This window comes from Anaerotruncus sp. 1XD42-93, from assembly GCF_009917605.1.
Taxonomy (GTDB): Bacteria; Bacillota; Clostridia; order Oscillospirales; family Ruminococcaceae; genus Anaerotruncus.
Genome location: NZ_QZEG01000139.1, coordinates 1 through 2,384 on the forward strand (window position 1 = coordinate 1; position 2,384 = coordinate 2,384).

Annotated in this window: 2 protein-coding genes and 1 pseudogene; all 3 read left to right on the plus strand. The window is 58.6% G+C overall.

Going from position 1 to position 2,384, the window contains the following annotated elements:
• On the plus strand, positions 1-1,140 hold a 1,140-nt coding region (locus D5269_RS17405; RefSeq protein ID WP_016316055.1), incomplete at its 5' end, for an acyl-CoA dehydrogenase.
• A 19-nt stretch (positions 1,141-1,159) separates the two neighbouring features.
• Positions 1,160-1,942, plus strand: coding sequence for an electron transfer flavoprotein subunit beta/FixA family protein (locus D5269_RS17410; protein ID WP_016316054.1), 783 nt, complete (start codon positions 1,160-1,162; stop codon positions 1,940-1,942).
• Positions 1,943-1,959: 17 nt separating this feature from the next.
• Positions 1,960-2,384, plus strand: a pseudogene (locus D5269_RS17415) (electron transfer flavoprotein subunit alpha/FixB family protein); the annotation flags it as partial.

Consider the following 2,384-nt stretch of genomic DNA (forward strand, 5'->3'; position numbering starts at 1 on the left):
ATGGACTTTGTATTGAGCAAAGAGCAGGAAATGGCGCGGCAGCTGTTCCGTGATTTCGCGGAAAAAGAGGTAAAACCGCTGGCGCAGGAAGTGGACGAGGAAGAGCGGTTCCCGAGTGAGACGGTGGAAAAGATGGCGAAATACGGCTTTCTTGGAATCCCGTTCACCAAGGAGCAGGGCGGCCAGGGCTGCGATTCGCTGACCTACGCGATCTGCGTGGAAGAGCTGTCGAAGGTCTGCGGCACAACAGGCGTTATTGTGTCGGCGCACACCTCGCTCTGTGCGGAGCCGATCCGCAAGTTCGGCACCCCGGAGCAGATCGAGAAATATCTGGTGCCGCTGGCGCAGGGCAAACACCTGGGCGCATTCGGCCTGACCGAGCCTGCTGCGGGAACCGACGCATCGGGCCAGCAGACCAAGGCGGTGCTGGACGGCGACCATTATGTCCTCAACGGGACCAAAATCTTCATCACCAACGGCGGCAAGGCGGATACATACGTGATCTTCGCAATGACCGACAAGAGCAAGGGCAACCACGGGATTTCGGCGTTCATCGTCGAGAAGGATTTCCCGGGCTTCAGCATCGGCAAAAAAGAGCTGAAAATGGGTATCCGGGGCTCGTCTACCACCGAGCTGGTATTTGAAAACTGCATCGTGCCCAAAGAGAACCTGCTGGGCAAAGAGGGCGAGGGCTTCAAGATTGCGATGACCACGCTGGATGGCGGACGAATCGGGATTGCGGCACAGGCGCTGGGCATTGCGCAGGGCGCAATCGACGAGACGGTCAAATATGTCAAGGAGCGTAAGCAGTTCGGACGCCCGCTCGCCAAATTCCAGAACACCCAGTTCCAGCTTGCGGACCTGCAAACCCGCGTGGATGCGGCGCGGCTGCTGGTTTATCGTGCGGCGATGGCGAAAGACACCAAAAAGCGCTTCTCCTCCGAGGCGGCGATGGCGAAACTGTTCGCGGCAGAGACCGCAATGGCAGTCACCACCAAGTGCGTACAGCTGTACGGCGGCTATGGATATACCCGTGACTACCCGGTCGAGCGGATGATGCGCGACGCGAAGATCACCGAGATCTACGAGGGTACCAGCGAGGTCCAGCGCATGGTCATCGCCGGCGCAATGCTGAAATAAGAGAAGGGAGCGCAAAGCATTGAATATTATCGTATGCATCAAGCAGGTTCCGGACACCAATGAGGTCAAGCTGGACCCGGTAACCGGTACACTGATCCGTGAAGGAATCCCGAGCATCATCAACCCGGATGACAAGGCAGGGCTGGAAGCAGCGCTGCGGATCAAAGACGAGAACGGCGCAAAGGTGACTGTCATTTCGATGGGCCCGCCGCAGGCGGATCTGGCGCTGCGTGAGGCGCTGGCCATGGGCGCGGACGAGGCGATTCTGGTGACCGACCGCGCATTCGGCGGCGCAGATACCTGGGCCACCTCTTCGACGTTGGCATCGGCAGTCAAGAAGCTGCCGTACGACCTGATTATCACCGGCCGTCAGGCGATCGACGGCGATACCGCACAGGTCGGCCCGCAGATTTCCGAGCATCTCGGCCTGGTTAACATCAGCTATGCGGAGAAGATCACTGTCAAAGGCGAATATGTCGAGGTTCAGCGGCAGTACGAGGACCGTTACCACGTCATCAAGGCGAAGATGCCCTGCCTGATTACCGCACTGGCCGAGCTGAACGAGCCGCGTTACATGAGCCCGAAGGGCATCTTCGATGCTTACCGGGAGAAAGAGGTTACCATCTGGACCCGTCCGGACCTGGATGTCGAGGATGGCAACATCGGCCTGAAAGGCTCGCCCACCCGCGTGTTCAAGTCGTTCACCAAAGCCCTCAAGGGCAAAGGTACCGTAGTGAATCTGGATGCGCAGGAATCGGTGGATTTCCTGGTCGAGAAGCTGCATGAGAAATTCATACTGTAAGGAAAGATGGTGGTAACATGAGTGTACAGGATTATAAAGGCGTATTTGTATTTGCGCAGCAGGTAGACAACAAGATCACCAGCGTTTCCTACGAGCTGATCGGCAAGGGCAAAGAGCTGGCAAACGACCTTGGCACCGAGGTGACTGCGGTGCTGCTGGGGCACAATGTGGAGCCGCTGTGCGAAAGACTGGCAAAATACGGAGCGGACAAGATCATCGTGGTGGACGACCCGGCGCTGGAAGTCTACACAACCGAGCCGTACGTCCACGCACTGCATCAGGTGATTCTGGCCAAGCAGCCGGCGGTGGTGCTGTACGGTGCGACTGCGATCGGGCGCGACCTCGCGCCGCGTGTTTCTGCGCGTGTGCACACCGGCCTGACCGCGGACTGCACCAAGCTGGAGATCGACCCGGAGAGCAAAAACCTGATGATGACCCGTCC